The 20125-nt window shown below is 70.4% G+C and carries 18 protein-coding genes; 13 read left to right on the top strand and 5 right to left on the bottom strand.

Translation table 11 applies throughout. The features are described from left to right. The first annotated feature begins 167 nt into the window (after positions 1 to 167). From AC0T5L_RS09820 to AC0T5L_RS09810, 3 genes are all read left to right on the top strand, one after another. Positions 168 to 878 (top strand): FadR/GntR family transcriptional regulator, encoded by a 711-nt coding sequence (locus AC0T5L_RS09820; RefSeq protein ID WP_476165093.1) that lies wholly within the window; start codon positions 168 to 170, stop codon positions 876 to 878. 173 nt (positions 879 to 1051) lie between these two features. Then, positions 1052 to 2755 (top strand): glucose-6-phosphate isomerase, encoded by a 1704-nt coding sequence (pgi, locus tag AC0T5L_RS09815; RefSeq protein ID WP_476165092.1) that lies wholly within the window; start codon positions 1052 to 1054, stop codon positions 2753 to 2755. A 318-nt stretch (positions 2756 to 3073) separates the two neighbouring features. Beyond that, on the top strand, positions 3074 to 4759 hold the full coding sequence (locus AC0T5L_RS09810) for an ABC-F family ATP-binding cassette domain-containing protein (RefSeq protein ID WP_476165091.1): 1686 nt from the start codon (positions 3074 to 3076) through the stop codon (positions 4757 to 4759). A 208-nt stretch (positions 4760 to 4967) separates the two neighbouring features. Here AC0T5L_RS09810 and AC0T5L_RS09805 read toward each other — a convergent pair whose 3' ends face one another. Further along, positions 4968 to 5378: a RidA family protein gene (locus AC0T5L_RS09805; protein WP_476165090.1), complete on the bottom strand. Its 411-nt coding sequence runs from the start codon at positions 5376 to 5378 to the stop codon at positions 4968 to 4970. A gap of 80 nt (positions 5379 to 5458) precedes the next feature. Here AC0T5L_RS09805 and AC0T5L_RS09800 point away from each other — a divergent pair, with 80 nt between their 5' ends. The 9 genes from AC0T5L_RS09800 to AC0T5L_RS09760 all read left to right on the top strand — a co-directional run bounded on the left by AC0T5L_RS09800 (position 5459) and on the right by AC0T5L_RS09760 (position 15704). Next, on the top strand, positions 5459 to 5830 hold the full coding sequence (locus AC0T5L_RS09800; RefSeq protein WP_476165089.1) for a winged helix-turn-helix transcriptional regulator: 372 nt from the start codon (positions 5459 to 5461) through the stop codon (positions 5828 to 5830). 260 nt (positions 5831 to 6090) lie between these two features. Continuing rightward, positions 6091 to 7116, top strand: a complete 1026-nt coding sequence (locus AC0T5L_RS09795) for an ABC transporter permease (protein WP_476165088.1) — start codon at positions 6091 to 6093, stop codon at positions 7114 to 7116. Between the two features lie 83 nt (positions 7117 to 7199). After that, positions 7200 to 9014 (top strand): ABC transporter substrate-binding protein, encoded by a 1815-nt coding sequence (locus AC0T5L_RS09790; RefSeq protein WP_476165087.1) that lies wholly within the window; start codon positions 7200 to 7202, stop codon positions 9012 to 9014. Between the two features lie 189 nt (positions 9015 to 9203). Then, positions 9204 to 10217, top strand: coding sequence for an ABC transporter permease (locus AC0T5L_RS09785; protein WP_476165086.1), 1014 nt, complete (start codon positions 9204 to 9206; stop codon positions 10215 to 10217). A gap of 33 nt (positions 10218 to 10250) precedes the next feature. After that, positions 10251 to 12074, top strand: a complete 1824-nt coding sequence (locus AC0T5L_RS09780) for an ABC transporter ATP-binding protein (protein ID WP_476165085.1) — start codon at positions 10251 to 10253, stop codon at positions 12072 to 12074. 349 nt (positions 12075 to 12423) lie between these two features. Further along, positions 12424 to 12588, top strand: coding sequence for a 50S ribosomal protein L33 (gene rpmG, locus AC0T5L_RS09775; protein ID WP_476165084.1), 165 nt, complete (start codon positions 12424 to 12426; stop codon positions 12586 to 12588). 99 nt (positions 12589 to 12687) lie between these two features. Then, positions 12688 to 12936, top strand: coding sequence for a type B 50S ribosomal protein L31 (locus AC0T5L_RS09770; protein ID WP_476165083.1), 249 nt, complete (start codon positions 12688 to 12690; stop codon positions 12934 to 12936). Between the two features lie 73 nt (positions 12937 to 13009). Beyond that, the gene (gene rpmF, locus AC0T5L_RS09765) at positions 13010 to 13180 is read left to right on the top strand and encodes a 50S ribosomal protein L32 (protein WP_476165082.1); all 171 of its coding nucleotides are present in this window, start codon (positions 13010 to 13012) and stop codon (positions 13178 to 13180) included. Between the two features lie 160 nt (positions 13181 to 13340). Continuing rightward, on the top strand, positions 13341 to 15704 hold the full coding sequence (locus tag AC0T5L_RS09760; RefSeq protein WP_476165081.1) for a lysylphosphatidylglycerol synthase transmembrane domain-containing protein: 2364 nt from the start codon (positions 13341 to 13343) through the stop codon (positions 15702 to 15704). A gap of 15 nt (positions 15705 to 15719) precedes the next feature. On the opposite strand, the gene AC0T5L_RS09755 is transcribed toward AC0T5L_RS09760, so the two are convergent. Continuing rightward, positions 15720 to 16178, bottom strand: coding sequence for a hypothetical protein (locus AC0T5L_RS09755; protein ID WP_476165080.1), 459 nt, complete (start codon positions 16176 to 16178; stop codon positions 15720 to 15722). Between the two features lie 166 nt (positions 16179 to 16344). Here AC0T5L_RS09755 and AC0T5L_RS09750 point away from each other — a divergent pair, with 166 nt between their 5' ends. After that, positions 16345 to 17097, top strand: a complete 753-nt coding sequence (locus AC0T5L_RS09750) for a class I SAM-dependent methyltransferase (protein ID WP_476165079.1) — start codon at positions 16345 to 16347, stop codon at positions 17095 to 17097. Here AC0T5L_RS09750 and AC0T5L_RS09745 read toward each other — a convergent pair. From AC0T5L_RS09745 to AC0T5L_RS09735, 3 genes are all read right to left on the bottom strand, one after another. Next, a complete protein-coding gene (locus AC0T5L_RS09745; RefSeq protein ID WP_476165078.1) occupies positions 17075 to 17905 on the bottom strand; it encodes a SigB/SigF/SigG family RNA polymerase sigma factor in 831 nt (276 codons plus the stop codon). The genes AC0T5L_RS09750 and AC0T5L_RS09745 overlap by 23 nt on opposite strands. Positions 17906 to 18302: 397 nt before the next feature. Then, positions 18303 to 19286 carry a glycosyltransferase family 9 protein gene (locus tag AC0T5L_RS09740; protein WP_476165162.1) on the bottom strand — a complete coding sequence of 328 codons (984 nt, stop codon included), beginning with the start codon at positions 19284 to 19286 and terminating at the stop codon, positions 18303 to 18305. 70 nt (positions 19287 to 19356) lie between these two features. Then, positions 19357 to 19776 (bottom strand): CBS domain-containing protein, encoded by a 420-nt coding sequence (locus AC0T5L_RS09735; protein ID WP_476165077.1) that lies wholly within the window; start codon positions 19774 to 19776, stop codon positions 19357 to 19359. Positions 19777 to 20125: the final 349 nt, after the last annotated feature.

Raw genomic sequence — 20125 nt, 5'->3', positions numbered from 1 at the left:
GTCGGACCACTTTTGCATGTCGGGAGGCTTCTGGGCAAGAAGAGCGAAGAACGGGAGCGTTTTGGAGGGTGCGGGCTTCGGATTGGTATGATCTCTTTTGACTGAGGGCGGCTGGAGCGGAACCGCGGAGGGCGTCCCTGCCCGACAAGAGCGAGCTGGAGAGACACATGAGCGATCCCGACGGTGAGCGCACCCCCGTCACCCGGCGTGCCGTCGACCGGATCAAGGAGATGATCGCCAGCGGGCAGGTCGGCCCCGGGGAGCGCCTGCCCACCGAACGTGACCTGTCCACCCAGCTCGGGCTCTCCCGCAGCTCCATGCGCGAGGCCATCCGCACCCTGACCACGCTCGGCGTCCTGGAGTCCCGCCACGGCGCGGGCGTCTACGTCACCGCGCTGCGTCCGGCCGACCTGCTGGAGACCTTCTCCGTGCTGGCCGAGGTCTCCCAGGGTCGGACCCTGCTGGAGGTCCTCCAGGTGCGCCGCATGCTCGAACCCGCAGCCACCGCCCTGGCCGCCGCGCGTGCCAGTGCCCAGGACCTCGACCGCATCGGGGCGCTGCTGGAACGGATGGAGGACGGTCCTCCCTGCGTCGACACCGTCACCGCCGACCTCGGCTTCCACCAGGCCATCGTGGCCAGCACCGGCAACGCGACCCTGGCCGCGATCCACGACGGACTGTCCTCGCACACCTTCAACGCCCGTGTGTGGGCGGGCCACCGGGAGGCCGGACTCACCACCAAGCTCCGAGAGGACCACCAGCGCATCCACGAGGCCCTCGTGGCGCGTGACCCGGACGCCGCCCGCTCCGCCGCGGCCGTGCACGTCCTGCGTGTGGAGCGCTGGCTCAGCGCCGACCTGGCCGACGCCGGGTCCTGAGCGCCGGTCCCGCCGTCTCGTCCCCGGGAGCGCGGCCGCACGGAAAAGTCCGCGGACCGGCCTGTGGAAACCGCGTGGCGGGCCGCTTTCGTGGCAGGCTTGGGGCAGGCCGCAGGGGTCGGTTGCGCCCGCGGGCCACACACGGACCACCACGAACGACGAGGAGCCGCCGGATGTCTGCCAGTACTCCCCTCCCCCGCACTGAGGACACCGGAGAGGGGGCCCACTCGGCCATCCCCCTGGACCAGCGAAGCGAGTGGGCCGCGCTGCGCGAACACCGTGAGCGCTTGGGATCCACCCACCTGCGCGAGCTGTTCGACGACGACCCCGGACGGGCCCGGCGGTACACGCTCGACGTCGGTGACCTCCACGTCGACTACTCCAAGAACCTCGTCACCGACCAGACCCTGCGCTTGCTCGGCGACCTGGCCGCGGCCACCCGCGTCGCCGAGCTGCGCGACGCCATGCTCGGCGGTGAACACGTCAACGTCACCGAGGACCGGGCCGTGCTGCACACCGCCCTGCGCGCGCCGCGGGGCGAGGTCGTTCGCGCCAACGGACACGACGTCGTCCCCGAGGTGCAGCGGGTCCTGGACCGGATGGCCGACTTCGCCGAACGGGTCCGCGCCCGCCAGTGGCTCGGCCACACCGGACGGCCGGTGCGCAGGATCGTCAACATCGGCATCGGCGGCTCCGATCTGGGGCCCGCCATGGCGTACGAGGCGCTGCGGCCCCACACCGACCGCGGACTGGAGTTTCGCTTCGTCTCCAACGTGGACGGCGCGGACCTGCACGAGGCGCTCGTCGACGCCGACCCGGCCACGACACTGTTCGTGGTCGCCTCCAAGACCTTCACCACCGTCGAGACCATCACCAACGCGACCGCCGCCCGCTCCTGGCTGCTGGACGGCCTGGGCGTGCGGGACGGTGACGACGGCGCCATCGCCAAGCACTTCGTCGCGGTCTCCACCAACGGCGATGAAGTCGCCGGGTTCGGGATCGACACCCAGAACATGTTCGAGTTCTGGGACTGGGTGGGAGGACGCTACTCCTACGACTCGGCCATCGGACTGTCCCTGATGGTGGCGGTGGGCCCCGAGCGGTTCCGGGAGATGCTCGCCGGGTTCCACCTGATGGACACCCACTTCGCGACGGCCCCCGTCGAGCGCAACCTGCCGTTCCTGCTGGGGCTGCTCGGTGTCTGGTACGGCAACTTCATGGACGCCGAGAGCCATGCGGTGCTGCCCTACAGCCACCACATGTCGAAGTTCACCGCCTATTTGCAGCAGCTCGACATGGAGTCCAACGGCAAGTCGGTCCAGCGCGACGGGCGGCCCGTGGGCTGGCAGACCGGGCCGGTGGTGTGGGGGACGCCGGGAACCAACGGCCAGCACGCCTACTTCCAGCTGCTGCACCAGGGCACCCGGTTCGTGCCCGCCGACCTCATCGGCTTCGCCAACCCGGCCCCCGACCTGCCGGAGGGACTGGCGCCCCAGCACGACCTGCTCATGGCCAACCTGTTCGCCCAGGGGCAGGCCCTGGCCTTCGGCAGGACCTCCGAGGAGGTCGTCGCCGAGGGCGTGGCGGCCGGCCTGGTCCCGCACCGCACCTTCGAGGGCAACCGTCCCACGACCACCATCCTCGCCGACCAGCTCAGCCCGTCGGTGCTCGGCCAGCTGGTCGCCCTCTACGAGCACAAGGTGTTCGTGCAGGGCGCGGTGTGGAACGTCAACTCCTTCGACCAGTGGGGTGTGCAGCTGGGAAAGGTCCTGGCCAAGCGGGTCGAGCCCGCCCTCACCGAGGGCGAGGACGTGCCCGGCCTGGACGCCTCCACCGCGTCGCTGGTGGAGCGGTACCGGTCCCTGCGCGGCAGGTAGGCAAAACGGGGGAGGGGCGCCCGCGCGGCGCTCCCTCCCGCCACCCGTGTCAGTGCCTTTGCCCGGGGCGGTCCGGTCCGGCTAGCCTGGGCACGACATGCGTAACTGACATCGAGACCGACGATCCGCCGAGCGCGCGGGGCTCGCCCACCACCGGGCTGGAGCCGTATCCCCGTTCGGCGTGTACCCGAGTTCCCGAACCCGTGGTGCGGTCTCGATGTCGACGACTCCTCCGTCGTCTCCGGGACCGTGCCGTGAACGGCGATCGGCCCCAGCGCATCGAGGCCCACCTTCGAAGACGAAGGGTGGTCCCACTCCATGACCCCGGAAAACATGACCGGAACCGCGGAGCCGGCGGCTCCGACAGGTCCGCCGTTGCTGCGCGCCCGCGACCTGGCCAAGGCCTACGGGGCGCACGTGGTGCTCGACGGGGTCGGCGTGGACGTCGGCCCCGGCCAGCGGCTCGGACTGGTGGGGGAGAACGGCGCCGGCAAGACCACCCTCCTGCGGCTGCTCGCAGGGCAGGAGGAGCCCGACGCGGGGCGGGTGGAACGCCCGGACGACACCGGCTTCCTCTACCAGGAACTGCCGCACTCCCCGGAGACGACCCTGGCCCGGGTGGTCGCCGAGGCGCTCGAACCGGCCCGTGAGGTGGAGCGGCGCCTGACCGCGAGCGCGGTGGCGCTGGACGGCTCGCCCGAGGACGAACAGGCCATGCGTGAGTACTCCGGGGCACTGGCCGAGGCCGAGCTACGGGAGGTGTGGGACGCCGAGCGCCGGGCCGAGATGGTGGTGGCGGGCCTGGGGCTGGACGGGATCGAACCGGACAGGCCGGTGGGGCGGATGTCGGGCGGCCAGCGCGGCCGCCTGGGTCTGGCCGCCCTGCTGATCCGCAGGCCGCGCGCCCTGCTGTTGGACGAGCCCACCAACCACCTGGACGAGCAGGCGCTGGAGTTCCTGGAGGGGTATCTGCGGGGCCTTCCGGGCCTGGTGGTGCTGGCCAGCCACGACCGGGTGTTCCTGGACGCGGTGTGCACCGGTCTGGTCGATCTGGACCCGGCCGTGGACGGGCCCGTGTACTACGGCGGTGCCTACTCCTTCTACCTGCGGGAGAAGCGGGTGGAGCGGGAACGGTGGGAGCAGCGCTACCTCCGCGAGCAGGACACCATCAGGGCTCTGCGCGAGTCGGTGCGCGGCACCGCCCGACAGGTCGCACACAACGCCCCGCGCAAGGACAACGAGAAGATGGGGTACGACTACTCCGGAGGGCGCGTCGACAAACAGGTCTCGCGCCGGGTGCGCAACGCCCGGGGCAGGCTGGAGGAGCTGGAGCGCGACCAGGTGCGCAAGCCGTCCAGGCGGCTGGAGTTCACCGCCTCGCTCACCCGGGACCCGGGCCCGGCCGGCGGTAACGCCGTCACGCTGCGGGACCTGGTGGTGCCGGGCCGGTTGCGTCTGGACCACCTGGACGTGCCCTCGGACGGGCGTCTGCTGGTCACCGGGCCCAACGGAGCGGGTAAGTCCACGCTGTTGTACGCCCTGGGACACCGGTTGCGGCCGGAGTCGGGCCAGGTGTCGTGGCGGCGCGGGGCGTCGGTGGCCCTGCTGGAGCAGGACGTGGTCTTCACCGATCCCGAGCGCACCCCGCGCATGCTCTACGAGGCGCTCAACGGCGCTCGGTCAGACGCACCGCGCCTGACCGACCTGGGCCTGGTCGCCCCGCGCGACCTGGACCGGTCGGTGGGTGCGCTGAGCGTGGGGCAGCGACGCCGACTGGCGCTGGCGATGCTGGTGGGGCACGCTCCGGACGTGCTTTTGCTGGACGAGCCGACCAACCACCTGTCCCTGACACTGGCCGAGGAACTGGAGGAGGCGCTGGGCAGGGCGCCGGGCGCGGTGGTGGTGGCCTCGCACGACCGGTGGCTGCGCCGCAACTGGACCTGGTCGGAGCTGCGGCTGGCCGAAGGTGCGGTCGTCGAGCGCAGGGACCCCTCGCCCTCGTAGAGGACCGGGCCGCCCGGGCCGTCCGCGAACGGTCCGGGCGGTTTTCGTGTGACCGAACTGCGATCTACGTCTTAAAAGGGTGATTTGTTCTCATCCCCTCCAAGGCGATAACCGAGGGCGCCGCTCATCCACGCGAGAGGGCACCGTCGCTCAGCCGGCGCCGACGGCCCCGCGCTTCGGCCAACGCGGGGGCCGCGTCGCGTCCCAGTCAGTCGAGGACGGCGAACGCCTCGACCTCGACGAGCACGTCGGGTTCGAACAGGTAGTCGACGCCGATGAGCGACACGGGCGGCAGCGGCTGTGGCACCCCGAGCTCGTCGGCGACACGCTCGACGCCCGCCATGAAGTCGTCCATCTTCTCCGGGCTCCAGCGCGTGACGAAGAACCTGAGGCGCACGACGTCGGAAAAGCTCGCTCCGGCGCCGGTCAGCCCGAGCGCGGTGTTGCGCAGAGCCTGCGCGACCTGGCCGGTGAGGTCACCCGCCGCGACGGGGTTCGCCTCGGCGTCACGCGCGATCTGGCCGGCCACGTGCACATGGCGTGTACCCGTGCCGATCGAGACATGGTGGTAGGGCACGGGCTGCATCATGCCCTCGGGGTTCAGTAGCTGCACGGTCATGGGGCGCCTCTCACTTGCCGGTTGGTAGGTATCCAATGTCTACTTGGTACACAAAGGGAACTTCAACGAGACCAGGTATCATGGCGGAAACCACCCACCCCGCGTCCGACGGCCAGATCGCCGCGCCGCACCGCGAGCTGCTCGACCAGGTGCTCGACAAGTGGTCGTTGCAGGTGCTCGACAAGTTGTGCGAGCGGCCCTCGCGTTTCAACGAGCTGCGCCGCGCGATCCCCGTCGTGACACAGAAGTCGCTCACGGCGGCGCTGCGGCGCCTCGAACGCAACGGGATGGTCGAACGTGTCATCGTGAGCTCACGGCCCATCGCCGTCGAGTACCGCATCACGCCGCTGGGAACGACACTCCAGGAACTGGTCGACGCACTCCTGAAGTGGACCACCACCAACATGCCCAGCGTCGAGCGCGCACGCGCGCGGTTCGATGACGGGATATGACGTGGCGCGCGCCCTCGTCCGTGCCGCCAGAGCACCCGTCAACGGCGGCCGGTGAGGGGCCGCCCCCTGGGCGGCCCCCGAGAGCGGGCGTGGCCGAAGCCCCGTTCCACGCACCCATGTCTCCTCCCACGAGCACACTCCTGCCCCGGCGGGGAGTACTTCCCGCGGTGACCGGCGCGGACGCTGGAAACCCCGGCACCGCACGTGCAAACTCCCAGTAGTTGTTCTGCTTCGTGAGGTGATGGTGGGGTGGGGCGTACATGACCGCGCCGATGGACGCGCCCGAGTCGTCCCAGCACGCTGACCCCGAGGCGGCGGCCGCCGGGGGAGCGGGCGCGGCGAGCCGGTCCCTACGCCAGATCGCCTGGCAGCGGTTCCGGAGGGACCGGGTCGGTATGGCCGGGGGGATCATCGTCCTCCTGCTCATCCTGGTCGCGCTCTTCGCCCCGGTACTCGCCTCCTGGTTCGGCTACCCGCCCAACCAGTTCCACCAGAGCCTGATCGACCCGCTCACCGGCGGTGTCCTGCGCGATCCCGACGACCCCTCCCAGGGCATCGACCCCTGGGGCGGGATCAGCACCCAGCACCTGCTCGGCGTGGAGCCCGTCAACGGACGCGACCTGTTCAGCCGCGTCGTCTACGGCGCCCGTACCTCGCTGCTGGTCGCCACGGTCGCCACCCTGGTGTGCGTCGTCATCGGCACCGTCCTGGGGATCGTCGCCGGGTACTTCGGCGGCTGGGTCGACGTGGTCATCAGCAGGTCCATGGACATCTTCCTGGCCTTTCCGCTGCTGCTGTTCGCGATCGCCCTGGTGGGCGTCATCCCCGACGGGGCCTTCGGCCTGACCGGCAACAACCTGCGCATCGGCGTGCTGGTCTTCATCATCGGTTTCTTCAACTGGCCCTACATCGGCCGCATCGTGCGCGGGCAGACCCTCACGCTCAAGGAACGCGAGTTCGTGGAGGCCGCCCGCAGCCTCGGCGCGGGCAGCTCCCACATCGTCTTCCGCGAGATCCTGCCCAACCTCGTCACCCCGGTGCTGGTCTACTCCACCCTGCTCATCCCCACGAACATCCTGTTCGAGGCGGCCCTGAGCTTCCTGGGGGTGGGCATCAACCCGCCCATGGCCACCTGGGGCGGCATGTTGGACAACGCCCTGCGCTTCTACACCACCTCTCCGCACTTCGTCATGATCCCGGGCCTGGCCATCTTCGCCACCGTTCTGGCCTTCAACCTCTTCGGTGACGGGCTGCGCGACGCCTTCGACCCCCGCTCCTCCGACTGACGGTCCCGGGCGTGCCCGGGCGCTCCCCGTGTCCCAGGCCGTGCGCCGTACGGCCCCAGCAGCGAATCCGACCAGGAGGCAGAGTGAGCACCCATCACTTCACACACGCGGCGTCCTCCCGGCGTCGCCGCGGACACGGCCGGGTGGTCGCGCCTTTGGCCGTGGGAGCGGTCGCGACCCTGCTGCTGGCCGCCTGCGGCGGCGCGGGCGGCGGCGGTGGCGGCGGCGGAGAGACCGACGCCGAGTTCAACGACGGTGAGAACGCGATCGTCAATCCCTCCGACGAGACCGGCGGCACCCTGCGCTACGCCATCTCCTCCGACTTCGACTCGCCCGACCCCGGCAACACCTACTACGCGTTCAGCTGGAACTTCAGCCGTTACTACGCGCGCACCCTGCTCACCTACACCGAGGCTCCGGGGGAGGAGGGCACCGAACTCCAGCCCGATCTGGCCGAGGCCATGCCCGAGGCCAACGAGGACTCCACCGAGTGGACGGTGCGCATCAAGCAGGGCCTCAGGTACGAGGACGGGTCGGAGATCACCGCGCAGGACATCAAGTACGCCATCGCTCGCAGCAACTTCGGTGCCCAGGCGCTGCCCAACGGACCCAAGTACTTTCAGGACATGCTGGCCGACAGCGAGGACTACGAGGGCCCCTACGCGGGTGAGGGCGACCCGCTGGCCGGGTTCGACGGGATCGAGACCCCGGACGACCACACCCTGGTCTTCCACCTCGACCAGAGCTTCGCCGAGTTCCCCTACATACTCATCCAGCCGCAGACCGCGCCGGTCCCGCCCGACGCCGACCGCGGGGAGCAGTACCAGAACCGCGTCGTCTCCTCCGGGCCCTACAAGTTCGACGGCGAGTACCAGCCCGGCGTGTCCCTGAACCTGGTGCGCAACGACCAGTGGGACGCCTCCACCGACCCCGTCCGCAGAGCGCTGCCGGACCGGGTCGAGGTGCAGTTGGGGGTGGAGCAGAACGAGATCGACCAGCGCCTGGTCAACGGAGGACTGGACGTCGACCTGGCCGGGGCCGGGGTGGGCCCCGCGATGAGGGGCACCCTGGTCACCGAGGAGGCCGAGAGGGACAGTGTCGACAACCCGCAGACCAGCACTCTGCGCTATGTCAACATCAACACCGTCGTGGAGCCGTTGGACGATCTGGCCTGCCGCCAGGCGATCATGTACGCGGCTGACCGCGACGCGTTGCAGCGGGCGTGGGGCGGCGAGACGGGCGGTGACATCGCCACCCAGATCATGCCCGGTGTGCTGCCGGGTGCCGATCCGAACATCAACCCCTACCCGTCACAGGACAACCAGGGCGATCTGGACATGGCCCGGCAGAAGCTGGAGGAGTGCGGTGAGCCCGACGGGTTCTCCACATCCATCGGGGCCCGCGCGGACCGGCCCTCGGACGTGAGCACGGCCGAGGCGCTACAGCAGGCCCTGGCGCGGGTGGGGATCGAGACGCGGATCCGGCAGTACCCGTCGGACACCTACACCAACACCCAGGCCGGGTCGCCGGACTTCGTACACGAGAACGGCCTGGGCCTGACCGTGTACGGGTGGGCGCCGGACTGGGCCAGTGGCTACGGTTTCATGAGCAAGATCCTGGACGGCGACGCCATCCAGGACGCGGGCAACGCCAACGTCTCCGAGTTGGACGACGACCAGATCAACGCATGGTTCGACGAGGTGGTCACGGTGGAGGATCCTGAGGAGCGCGCCTCGATCTACACACAGATCGACGAGCGGGCCATGGAGCAGGCGGCGATCCTTCCGGCGGTGTTCGAGCGGACGGTGCTGTACCGGCCCGCGCACCTGACCAACGTGTACTACCACGCCGGTTACTCGATGTACGACTACATGGCGTTGGGGACCACCAGGGAGTAGGCGTCAGCGGTCGGAACGCGTCCTGCCTGCCCGTGCGTCTTCCGGCGGGCGCGCCGGAGCAGGAGCGTGATCGCTCCTTTACTGTGGGTTAACGTGTGTCCCGGGCGGTGCGAGGATCCTGCGCAGACCGCCCGGGCCCGTCGGTGCCGACGCGGCCGACCGTGTGCCCTACGACAGAAAGCACGCGCGTTGTTGTTCTACATCCTGCGCCGCCTGGGCGCCGGACTCCTGTTGTTGGCCGTGGTCACCATGGTCACCTTCGCCATCTTCTACGTGGTGCCCCGGTGGGCGGGGCGGACCACCGAGCAGTTGGCGACCATGTACGTGGGCCGGGCCCCCACGCCGGAGGCGATCCAGGCCACCATCGATCGGCTGGGGCTGGACAAGCCCGTCATCGTGCAGTTCGGGGAGTTCGTCCGGGGGATCTTCCTGGGCGCCGAGTACCGTTTCGGCCGCGACACCATCGAATGCGCGGCGCCGTGCTTTGGCTACTCCTTCCAGACCTACCAGGAGGTCTTCCCCGAGATCGTGGCCCGGCTTCCGGTGACGGCGTCGCTGGCCTTCGGTGCGGGGGTGGTCTGGTTGGCGGGAGGGATCCTGGTCGGGGTGGTCTCGGCGGTGTGGAGGGGCAGCCTGTTCGACCGGTTGGCGATGGCGGTGGCCCTGGCGGGTGTGTCACTGCCGATCTTCTTCACCGGGCTGCTGGCCCTGGCCTTCCTCGTGCACGCCTGGGGGCTGTTCGGCAGGCCGGGTTATGTTCCGCTGACCCAGGACCCGTTCGGGTGGGTGCAGGGACTGCTCCTGCCGTGGCTGACCCTGGCGTTCCTGCACGCGGCCATGTACGCGCGCCAGACGCGTGCGGGGATGCTGGAGGTCCTGGGGGAGGACTACATCCGCACCGCCCGGGCCAAGGGGCTGGGTGAGCGCAAGGTGGTGCTCAAGCACGCGCTGCGTCCGACGCTGACCCCCATCGTGACGATCTTCGGTCTGGATCTGGGTCTGGTGCTGGGCGGTGCGGTACTGACCGAGCAGGTGTTCTCACTGAACGGGATCGGTCGGTACGCGGTGAGCGCCATCACACAGAGCGATCTCCCGGTGATTTTGGGTGTGACGCTGTTCGGGGCGTTCTTCATCGTCATCTGCAGCCTGGCGGTGGACCTGCTGTATCCGCTGATCGATCCGCGTGTGCGCGTCCATGGGTAGCGGCCCGGTCGGCGCCGTCGACGAGGGAGTTGTATGAGTGAGTCCGTACCGTCGGCCGCATCACCCGTGGTCCGGGTGGAGGATCTGCGGGTGGTGTTTCCGACCATGGACGGCGATGTTCATGCGGTGAACGGGTTGTCCTTCGAGGTGCCCGCCGGCGGCGCCCTCGGCATCGTGGGAGAGTCCGGCTCGGGCAAGAGCGTGACCTCGCTGGCGTTGATGGGCCTGCACCGGGGCAGCCGGGCGCGGATCACCGGCGACATCGAGGTGGTGGGTGTGGACGTGGTGGCCGCGAGCGACCGGCGGCTGCGGCGGATGCGCGGCAACAGTATCGCGATGGTGTTCCAGGACCCCATGCAGTCGCTGCACCCGCAGTTCACCGTGGGCAACCAGCTGGTGGAGGCGTTGCGTGTGCACCGGTCGGAGGTCTCGCGCTCTGAGGCTCGTGCCAGGGCGGTGGAGTCGTTGGAGCGGGTGGGTATCCCCGAGCCGGCGAAGCGGATCAACTCCTATCCGCACGAGTTCTCCGGTGGTATGCGCCAGCGCGTGGTCATCGCGATGGGGCTGATGTGCGATCCGAAGGTGTTGTTGGCCGATGAGCCGACGACGGCGCTGGACGTGACGGTGCAGGCCCAGGTCCTGGACCTGCTGGACGAGCTGCGCACCGATCTGGGCATGGGGCTGATCCTGGTCTCGCACGACCTGGCCGTGGTGGCGGGGTCGGTGGACGAGGTCGTGGTGATGCGCCACGGCGTGGCGGTGGAGCATGGCGACGTCCGCACGGTCCTGTCCGGGCCCGCGCACCCCTACACCCAGGGCCTGCTGGACGCGGTGCCGCGCGTGGAGGTCTCCCGCGCGCAGAGGCGGGCGCGCGATCGCGCGCGGCGCGGGCAGCGTGAGGTGCAGGAGCAGCGCCGCAGGTCGGGTGAGGCCGCGTCAGGCGAGGCCGGGGAGAAGGGGGCGCGGGAGGTCTTCGAGCCTTTTGTCCCGGAGCCGCAGAAGGGACGGGGCGAGCCTCTGTTGCGGGTGGAGGATGTGGCTCAGCGGTTCCGGGTCCGTGGTGGTACGTGGGGTCGGGCGGCTGATTTCTGGGCGGTCAGGGGTGTGTCCTTTGATCTGTACCGGGGTGAGACGTTGGGCGTCGTGGGTGAGTCGGGTTCGGGTAAGAGCACGCTGTCGCGGATGGTGATGCGGTTGTTGGAGCCCACTCGGGGCCGGGTGGAGTTCGAGGGCCGCGATATTACGCATATGTCCGATCGGGAGTTGCGTCCGCTGCGCCGGGATGTGCAGATGGTGTTCCAGAGTCCGTATTCGTCGTTGAATCCGCGGGTGACGGTGGGGGATGCGATCGGGACGGCGTTGCGGGTGCAGGGTGAGCGTGACGGTAGGAAGGTGCGCCGTCAGGTGCAGGAGTTGTTGGAGCGGGTGGGGTTGGAGCCCAGCCACTACAACCGGTTCCCGCATGCGTTCTCGGGTGGGCAGCGTCAGCGGATCGCGATCGCGCGGGCGTTGATCTTGAAGCCGAAGCTGATCATCTGTGATGAGCCGGTGTCGGCGTTGGATGTGTCCACGCAGGATCAGGTGTTGCGGTTGTTGTCGGAGTTGCAGGACGACTTCGGGCTGACTTATGTCTTCGTGGCGCATGATCTGGCGGTGGTGCGTCAGGTCAGTGACCGGGTCGCGGTGATGCGTGCGGGTGAGGTCGTGGAGATGGGGGACAGTGACGCGGTGTATGAGAATCCGAGCAGTGATTACACTCGTCAGCTTCTGACGGCCGCTCCCGTTCTGGATCCGGACGAGGCCCGTCGCCTGCGCGCCGAACGGATGGTGGAAAAGCACGACCGTAAGGTCGCCTAGTCTGCGGCCGTCCACGGACGGCTCAGTACCCTGCGCCGGTGCCGCCGCGGAAACCCGCGGCGGCACCGGCGTCTTCGTGTCCGGGGCCGGAGCCGCCGGAGGCCGGACGCGGGGCTGTGTCCGCGCTGGTCACCGCTCTCCCACGGCGGGTGCGTCGCGCCGGTCCGGGCTTGAATTCTCGTGATGGGGTCATCACAATAGGTAGTCGGGGGCAGTGTGGTCTCGCGTCTTGGGCTCCTCCTTGGCCGGGCGCGTGGAACCGCTGGCGTGACCGCCGATCAGCTGGCCGATGTGGGAATGAAAACGGTTATCATTGACTTGTAACGTGTGGAAACCTGAGGAGGCATCCATGGCACGCAACGAGATCCGGCCGATCACCAAGCTCAGGTCGACCGCCGGAACCGGCTACACCTACGTCACCCGCAAGAACCGGCGTAACACGCCCGACCGGCTCACCCTGCGCAAGTACGACCCGAGCGTTCGCCGGCACGTGGACTTCCGCGAGGAGCGCTGACCGAGGCCCCGTCGCGAGGCCCGTCCCCGGGGGCGCCGGACGGCTCCGCCGTCCGGCCCGGGGCGGCCCCTTCACCGACCGACTTCTACAGGGGGACACATGAAACCCGGAATCCACCCCGACTACCACCCGGTCGTCTTCCGCGACCGCGCAGGTGACTTCGCCATCCTCACCAGGTCCACCGCCAGCAGCGACAGGACCATCGAGTGGAGCGACGGCAACACCTACCCGCTGATCGACGTCGAGATCTCCAGCGCCAGCCACCCCTTCTACACGGGCCAGACCCGTGTGGTGGACACCGCGGGCCGTGTGGAGCGCTTCCAGCGCCGCTACCGGCGCAAGGGCTGAGCGGGCCGAACCAACGGCGGGTCCGTGCGCGCCGCCGGATCCACACGAGAGCACGAGAAGAGGGGCAGGGCCCATGGCCGTACCCAAACGCAGGATGTCGCGGGCCAACACCCGCACACGCCGTTCCCAGTGGAAGGCCAGCACCCCCGGCCTGGTGCCCGTCCACATCGGCGGCCGGGAGTACCTCGTACCGCGTAACCTCGTCCGCGCCTACCAGCGCGGACTGCTCCCTCCGCCCGAGTAGGCGGCCTGGGCGGGCGTCGCCGCGGCCCCCGCACGAGGGCCGCGGCGACGCCGGTGGGGCTGGGCAGGTGTACGGAACGTATGGGGATGACCGGAACCGGTCGCACGAAACGCCCCCGCCCCTGGTACTTGGTCCCTCACGAGTCGGGCAGTCTGGGGACGTGACACCCCGAACCGATGACGCCCCCGCGCGAGCCCCACGCAGACCCGTCGACCTCCTCGTGGGCGCGGTCGGCCTGCTCGTGGTGGCGGCGATCATGATCGCCGCCCGCGTGGTCACCGACGGTGTGGAGACGACCGACCCCGACCGGCTCCGCGCGCTGCTACCCACCGGCCTGTTCCTGCTCGTGGCGGTGGGCGCCAACCTGTTACTCATCGTCCTGGTCAGCTACGTCGTCCTACGTGTCCTGTTCACCAGGGGGCCGCGGGCCCTGGTCCGGCCGATCACCGCCGGAATCGCCGCCTACACCCTCGCATCGCTGATCAACGCCGCCCTCATCGGCCTGATCGGCTCGGAGCGGCTCCCCGACGCACTCGCCCCCGACGATGTCTTCACCAGCGCCACCCTCGGTTACGTGGCCGCCGTACTGGCCTTCGTCCGCACCATGCCCGCCGGCCTGCCCAGGACCCGTTCGACCCTGTGGGCGGGCAACGCCACCGTCGCGGTCTGCGCGCTCCTGGCCGGAGTCACCAGCCTCATCGCCCTCATCCTCACCGTCCTGGTCGGTCTCACCTGCGCGGCCCTGATCCGTTACGCCCTCGGGGAACGGCCGCCGCCCCGGACTGGCGGGCACCTGTACGACGAACTGCGGCGGTTCGGGATGACCGCCACCGACGTGGTCCGCGCGGACGACGACGAGGAGGGCAACCCCCGCCACCTGGCGGAACTCGACGACGGGCGTCGGGTGGAGATCATCGTGCTCAGCTCGGAGAACACCGCCGGGTTCTGGCGGCGCCTGCGCGACCTGCTCTTCCTGCGCGGCCCCGTGGCGCCCCGGATGCTCTACGGGGTCCGCCGCCGCGCCGAGCACGCCGCGCTGATGGGCTTCTCCGCCCGCCAGGCCGGGGCCGCCGCCCCCCGTGTCCTCGCCGTCGGCGAACTCGGCCCCGGCACCGTCCTGCTGGTGCGCGAACTGCCCGCCTCCCGCTCCCTGGACGAGCTGGACGACGAGGAGCTCACCGACGAGCTGCTCGCCCTGTGCTGGGACGAACTCGGGCTGCTGCACCGGTACCGCCTGTCGCACGGCAACATCAACGGCGCCACCGTCGGTGTCCTGGGCCGTCCCCCCGAACGGGCGGCCTTCACCGGCCTGGACCGGGGCGCGGTGGCCACCCCCCAGCTCCAGATCGCCCTGGACCAGGCGGCCATGGTCACCCTGCTGGCGATGAGGGTGGGGGCGGAGCGTGCCGTTGACTCGGCGGTGCGCGCGCTGGGGGTCTCGACCACCGCCGTGGTCCTGCCGTTCCTGCAACCCCCGGGCCTGCCCTACGCGCTGCGCGCGAGCCTGCGCGGGGACCGCGGCCTCCTCGGGCGGCTGCGCGAGCGCGTGGTGAGTATCGCTCCGGAGGCGCCCTCCGAACCGGCACGGCTGGAACGGATGCGGCCGCGCACCATCGTCAGCGTGATCGTGGCGACCGCTGTTGGCCTGGTGCTCCTGTACCAGCTCACCGGGGTGGACTTCACCACCATCGGCCAGGCCGAACCCGGGTGGGCGGTGGCGGCCGCCGCCACGTCCGTGGTGTGCACGGTCTCCGCCGCGATGATCCTCATCGGCTTCGTGCCCGTGCCGCTGCCGTGGTGGCGCACCGTCATGGTCCAGTACGCGGGGTCGTTCGTGCGCATCGCCGCGCCCGCCGGACTGGGATCGATCGCGGTCAACACACGGTTCGTCACCAAGGCGGGGGCGCCGGCCTCGCTGGCCCTGTCCGCGGTGGGCCTCACCCAGTTGGTCGGTTTCCTGGTGCACGTGCCGTTGCTGCTGGTGTGCGCCTATCTCACCGGCACCTCGTACTGGACGGGGTTCACCCCGTCCCCGACCGTCGTCGTGATCAGCATCCTCGGAACGGCCGTGGTGGGTGTGGTCCTGCTGCTGCCCCGGCTGCGTCGGGCCGTCGCCAACCGGGTCCGGCCCTACCTGCGCGGGGTACTGCCCCGGCTGCTGGACATGCTGCAAAGCCCGTCCAGCCTGGTGCTGGGGTTCGGCGGGACGCTGCTTCTGACCGTGGCGTTCGTGCTGTGCCTGTACTTCTCGGTGCTGGCCTTCGCCGCCCAGGGAGCCTCGGTGAGCCTGGTGGCGGTCGCGGTGGTCTTCCTGGCGGGCAACGCGATCGGCTCGGCGGCGCCCACGCCGGGCGGCCTGGGCGCCGTGGAGGCGGCCCTGATCGGTGGTCTGACCGCCGTGGTCGGTGTGTCCGCGGCCGTCGCGCTGCCCGCGGTGCTGCTGTTTCGGCTGTTGACCTTCTGGTTCCCGGTGCTGCCCGGCTGGGGCGCCTTCTCCTACCTACAGCGTCGCGCGGCCATCTGACCGGGGACGCCGTCGTCAGGAGGCGCGGGACCGGGGACGCACGGCCTTGTCGGCCCCCCATGCGACGAGGCCGGTGACGGCGCCGACGACCACGCCGGTGACCAGGCTGCTCACCACGGAGAAGCCGCGGATGAGGACCGCGTGCGCGGCGGGCGGCAGGTCGCTGAGGTTGCCGCCCAGCGCCGGCGGGTCTCCCTCCCAGGAGTGGTTCCACAGCAACTGGTGGCCCAGCGCGAGGAGGACTCCGTAGAACAGGCCGACCACCAACAGGGTCAGGAACGGGTTCGGCACCCGCGCCAGGACGGCCACGGCCACCCATACGAGCGGCGGGACGAACACGAACAGGGCGTTGACGAGTGTTCCCTCATGGATGAGGTCGAGGTCGTGCAGTACCACGCGGGGTACCGCGAGCAGGGCCAGCCCGACCAGGGCGATCCATGGCAGGCCGAGGGCGGAGCGGTTCTGTGCGGTCATACCCCGAAGCTACGGACACCGTCCCCCTCCGGGCGTCCGCGCCTGGTCTCGACCATGTACGTCCGAACGCGCTGTCGGCCGTCGCCCCGCGTCGTTCACCCGGTTGAGCAAACCCGGAGCGGGCCCGAGAATGACGGGGACACACGGACCACCGACGGGGAGGCCCATGCGGAACTTCGACGACCTGGTGGCCGAGGCGGTGCGGCGTCCGACCTCCGGATGGGACTTCCGGTTCCTGGACGGCCGGCTGGCCGAGGACCCGCTGCCCTGGTCCTACGGGGACCGTGCCGGGGAACTCGTGCGCGCGTCCCGTGCCCCGGTCCTGGACCTGGGCACGGGGGGCGGCGAGTTCCTCTCCGCCCTGGCCCCGCTGCCGCACGGTTCCCGGGCCACCGAGGGCTGGCCGCCGAACGTCGAAGTCGCGCGCCGTAGGTTGGCCCCCCTGGGGGTGCACGTGGTCGAACCGGGCCCTGAGGGGAGCCTGCCCCTGCCCTCGGACCGGTTCGGCGTGGTGCTCGACCGCCACGAGGCCTACGACCCCGCCGAGGTTCGCCGGGTTCTGACCCCTGGCGGCGTCTTCGCCAGCCAGCAGGTTGGCGGTGATGACGGGTACGAGCTCAGCGCCCTCCTGTGCGGTCCGCCTCCTGACCGGGACGCGCACTGGAACCTCGACTCGGCCGTCGCGGGACTGGAGGAGGCGGGACTGACCGTCACCCGTATCCGGCAGGCCAGGACGCGGCGCCGCTTCCTCGACGTCGGCGCGCTCGTGTTCTACCTGCGCATGGTCCCGTGGCAGGTGCCCGGCTTCGACGCGCGCACCTACCGGGAGCAGCTCCTGCGGCTACATGAGGGAATGGGGCGGGGAAGCCCCCTGACTTGTACCGTGCACCGCTTCTTCACCGAGGCCGTACCGGACTGACCGGCGCCTCGTCGTCCCCGGCGCCAGGATCCAGGTCCGGGATGACCTCCTTGCGCAGCTGTTCCAGGACGCCGGCCAGGAGTCGGGACACGTGCATCTGGGAGTAGCCGAGGCGGTCGGCGATCTCGGACTGGGTGTGGTCGCCGAAGAACCTCAGCATGAGGATCTTGCGTTCCCGCTCGGGCAGGCGCGCCAGGGCGGGCTTGATGGACTCCCGCTCGACCACGCGCTCCAGGGCGTCGTCCTCGCTGCCCAGGTGGTCCTCCAGCGGGACGGCCCCCTCGCCGTCGGAGCCCGAGGCGTCGGGCGCGTCCAGCGACAGGGACCGGTAGGCCGCCGAGACCTGGGTCAGCTCGCGTACCTCCTCCTCGGGGATCCCCATCTCCTTGGCGAGCTCGGCGATGGTGGGGGTGCGCGCGTGGGCCTGCTGGAACTCGCCGGTGACGCGCCGGAGCTGGCTGCGGTTCTCCTGGTGTCGGCGCGGTACGCGCACGGCCCAGGTGTGGTCGCGGAAGTGGCGCTTGATCTCACCGGTGACCGTGGGCATCAGGTAGGCGATGAACGGCTTGCCGCGGTCGGGATCGTAACCGTGGATGGCCTTGACCAGGCCCAGCATGGCCGTCTGCCTCAGGTCCTCGTAGGGCTCGCCCCTGCCGTCGTAGCGGCGGGCGATCCGATGTACCAGCGGGCGGTACAGGTCCATCACGCGTTCGCACAGCAGTGCGGCGCGCGGGTCCTGGCTCGGCAGCGCCTTCAGAGCCGCCAGGAGTTCCTCCGCCGAGGCGGAGGGGGTTGAGGAGGCTTCCATGGTTTCGGTGTTGGCAGACACGTGAGACCTCGCTCGTCGATGGACTTCGCTGAGGCCCGAGACCGGTCTCGTTCACGTCATCGCACGGTGTTCGACCGCCTCCCGAGCATGGGGGTGCCAACGGGTGGTGTACTCGTGTGGACGATTACGGGAGGAGGCGGCTTCTGTGGCCTGCCTGCCAGACCCGGCTCGGGGCCGATGGGTACGCAGCGTTGTACGTGCCCGTGAGCACAGTCCCGAAAAAGCGTGGAACCGCCAACTTGGGAGAAGCTTGTCCAGGTGTTGGGAAGACCGGGACCAAGTCGCTTCGGGAACGCTTTCCGTACTCTCGGCTGCCGGAGCGCGAGAAGGGGTCGCGGCACCCCTGGAAAGGCGGCCCGCCCTCTCCGCGGTGGAGTCAGGACTCGTGAGCCCCCCCTCCCCTCGTGCGGTCAAGGTCGGCGGCCGCTGCTGCCGCGGTGTCGCAGGCGGAGAGGACCTCCTCGACTCCGATGGCGTCCAGGCCCGGGTCCAGGGCCGTGGCGTGCGGGTCGCCGGGCTGCCCTGCCCACAGGCACACGTGGAGTTCCCGGTCCACCCGGGGACCCCACAGCTGTGGGGACACGGGTCCGAAGAGGCGTACCGACGGTGTGCCGTAGGCGGTGGCCAGGTGGCCGATCCCGGTGTCCCCGCACACGACCAGCCGCGCCTCGTCGACGAGGCGCGTCAGCAGGTCGAGAGAGGTGCGCCCGGCCATGACCGCGCCGGAGCCGAGCCCGGCGGCCTCGGCCACCCGTTCGGCCAGGGCCACCTCCCTCTCCGAACCGGTCACCCGTACCCGCATCCCCGAGGCCGCCAGGTGCGCGGCCACTCGCGCGAAGCGCTCCGCGGGCCACCGGCGCGACTCCGAGGCGGCCCCGGGATGGACGATGGCGGTGTCCCCCGTGATCACCGCGTCGCCCTCTCCGGCCCCGTCCGCCCACTCCGGCGTGCGCGGCCACCTCAGGTCGTCCGGATCGGCCGCCACTCCGTGCAGGCGCAGCAGGCGGCACCAGACCTCGGTGTCGTGTACCTCCCGCGGCCACGCCGGGCCGGGCCACTCCGGTACGGACGGGTGCCCGTGGGTCCACAGCCGCTCCGGTCCCATGGCGGCCAGGACCGCCGTGCTCTGCGGCCCCCGACCATGCAGGTTGACCGCCAGGTCCGGGGCGAAGACCCCGTCCGGGACGCACAGCGGCGCGGTCGGCAGGACCTCCCAGCGCAACCCGGCCAGTGCGACCAGGTGCCGGTACCAGGCGGGACCCGCCAGGACCCGGTGCCACGAGGGCAGCGCCCTCTCCAGCGCGCGCAGCGCGGGGACGGCGGTGGCGAAGTCACCGAGCCCCAGCGCCCGCGACACCAGCAGGGACGGACCCCTTTCGCCCGGACCCCCTTGACCGGGCGAAAGGGGAAGAGCGTCCCGAGCGGGGCGTTCAGTGGTTGGGATCGGCAGCACTGACATCGGCCAGAGCCGACTCCTCGTCGACGGCACGTGCCAGGTCCCCCATGCTCACGACGCCCACGACACGGTCGTCGTCCACCACGGGAAGGCGGCGCACCGCGCTGGTGCGCATCACGTGCACCGCGTCGGAAACCCCGCTCTGGGGCGGCACCGTGGCAACCTCGGCGCTACAGACGTCCGCGGCGGTGTGCTGTTCGGGGTCGCCGCCCTCGGCCACGCAGCGCACGACGATGTCGCGGTCGGTCAGGATGCCCATGATCCTGTTGTCCTCGGTCACGACCACGTCGCCCACGTCGGAGTCGCGCATGATCTCCGCGGCCTCGCGCAGCGACGTGTCCGGTGAGACCGTGCGGACCGGGCTGCTCATCACCTCGTCGATGGTTCGCAACATGGCCTGCTCCTTTCGTACCGGATTGTGGCTCGGTCGTGTTCTTCCGGGCGGCTTCGCGCCCGAAGGACCGGCTTCGCCGGTGTAGGCGAGAGCGTCCAGAACACTCCCTGGCCCTCATCCGTCCCATAGCCCACATCCGCTGGCACAAACATGGCATCTCACCGCGTGTCACCGAGCCGCTCCGAGCGCACGCGCCCCGGGTCTGCGGACGGCTGCTCGCGCCGGTGTCTGGGCGGGCAGGGGGCCTGCGCCCGCTCCTGGCTGATGTTTAGCCGTCGCTTCGACTGGTAGTCGAGTGAGTGCGCTCAGCGCATGAGTGCACAGAGCTCGTCCAGGAGGGAGCGTTCAC

The sequence above is a fragment of the Nocardiopsis sp. TRM 82005 genome (genome assembly GCF_056312425.1).
This window is presented reverse-complemented; position numbering and strand designations above follow the sequence as displayed.